This window comes from Acetobacter senegalensis, from assembly GCF_001580995.1.
GTDB lineage: Bacteria > Pseudomonadota > Alphaproteobacteria > Acetobacterales > Acetobacteraceae > Acetobacter > Acetobacter senegalensis.
Genome location: NZ_LHZU01000031.1, coordinates 1 through 1,562, shown reverse-complemented (window position 1 = coordinate 1,562; position 1,562 = coordinate 1). Strand labels below are relative to the sequence as shown.

2 protein-coding genes are annotated in these 1,562 nt (G+C 50.9%); both read right to left on the bottom strand.

What is annotated here, in order from left to right:
- Positions 1-279 precede the first annotated feature (279 nt).
- The gene (locus AD948_RS00195) at positions 280-918 is read right to left on the bottom strand and encodes a hypothetical protein (protein ID WP_058988242.1); all 639 of its coding nucleotides are present in this window, start codon (positions 916-918) and stop codon (positions 280-282) included.
- A gap of 123 nt (positions 919-1,041) precedes the next feature.
- A complete protein-coding gene (locus AD948_RS00190) occupies positions 1,042-1,263 on the bottom strand; it encodes a hypothetical protein (protein ID WP_058988241.1) in 222 nt (73 codons plus the stop codon).
- Positions 1,264-1,562 lie beyond the last annotated feature (299 nt).

Here is a 1,562-nt window from a genome sequence, read left to right as displayed (position 1 = left end):
GTGGCAGCCTCAAAAGGGCACGCTACCTCAATTTCATACGCCACGAAAAAGTGATCAAAAATTCTTGATATTTTTTGCATTTATTTTCAGCATATTGCGCGTTTTTTCGCGATCACGAGATGCTGTGAAACAGCCCTTCGAAGAATTGAAATTTAGGGCACACTCCGAACCTCCGCAGAGACGGACCGGCCATCATAGGCTGGCCCGTGTTACCGGATAAACGCTATCCGCTAATGCCTCTTTTTTTCTGTCGGTAATTCATTCTTAAATAAAAACGAGTTATGCATTCTTAGCACGTTCTATAGCCTGACGAACCCGCTCTGTTTGGAGGGACACATCGCAGACTTCATCAATATGGATCACCTCTACAGGTGCGACCCCCATGTAGCGCATCAGACGCTCCTCAATGCCCACCCGGAATTTTTCAGCATTTTTTGAGACCGACTGCCCGGCACTCGTAACTGTTCCGGCGACCTCAATGTACACTGTGGGATGTCCTTTGAAATACAGACCGAAATCCGCAAATCCTCTGTTTCCCAGTTCTCGAATGGGTGGCTGAACCATAATAGTGAGGCCACTCTCCTTTTCTTGCAGCAAACGCCGATAAACAGCCAGTTCCACAATCGAGCCGATCCGGTAGTTATTGACGCGCACCTGCTCCTGCCAGGCGGGGAGGTCCCGGTGATACACTGCCACACGCTGGCGAAAGGCGCGCCATAAGGCCTTGTCGCGGTTATATCGGTCGACCAGTTCGCGACCTCCATCACAGAATTCCAGCATCTGCGGCGTCGGCGTCACCAGCAGATCGTGAGAAAGCTGTGCGTACCGCTCAATGTCGTTCGGACGGAAAAACCCCCCGAACATCCAGCCTGGAAGAGCATTATTAAAACGATCATTATTCGGTAAAGCGAGTGTCATTTGAAGTGTCCGTAAGGTGGACGCACGTTCCCCATTGCTCAGCGAGCATTCTGAGAACATACGTGTATTATGAAAAGGGAAAGTTAAGCTGTAGCGGCTTACTGCTCATTCGCAGCATTGGCTTCAGTCATCGCGGAAAGAGGCATCACTCCCCAGCACCCTGTTGGCAACCAGCCTGACCTTCTGGCCAACCATACGCGTCAGAATGACCGTCCCTTCCAGGACACTGTCATCCACGTTACCAGCAAGAGCCTCACTGACAGCAAAATCAAGCAGCCGGTGCAGGGCGACAATTTGCATGAGGTCCACCTCGGTGGTGGACGAAATCGTAGTACGATCAGACATTGTTTTCTCTCGTTCAAAGCATGAAGGAACGAGACGCCCCACCCTAATCCTCACTCCCAAAGATACAGGGAACAAAATCCTCTGGGGAATTTGGGGTCATGCGCCTCACAACGCCCACCCCGAAAAATGACACCTTCACACCCGTCATCAGGGCGCACCGCAGGTGCAAGAGCAGTGGAAGCGGAGAAAAAGAGCGGCTTTGATTTTTGCGTCGCAAAAATGCCGCGATAGAAAAGAAAAAAACGTAGCGATTTCATATGCTTGCGGAGCATGCGTATGAAATTGAGGTAGCGTGCCCT

Coding starts and splice junctions, on each gene's coding strand:
- AD948_RS00195 (WP_058988242.1), bottom strand. CDS start 918: ATGACACTCGCTTTACCGAATAATGATCGTTTTAATAATGCTCTTCCA.
- AD948_RS00190 (WP_058988241.1), bottom strand. CDS start 1,263: ATGTCTGATCGTACTACGATTTCGTCCACCACCGAGGTGGACCTCATG.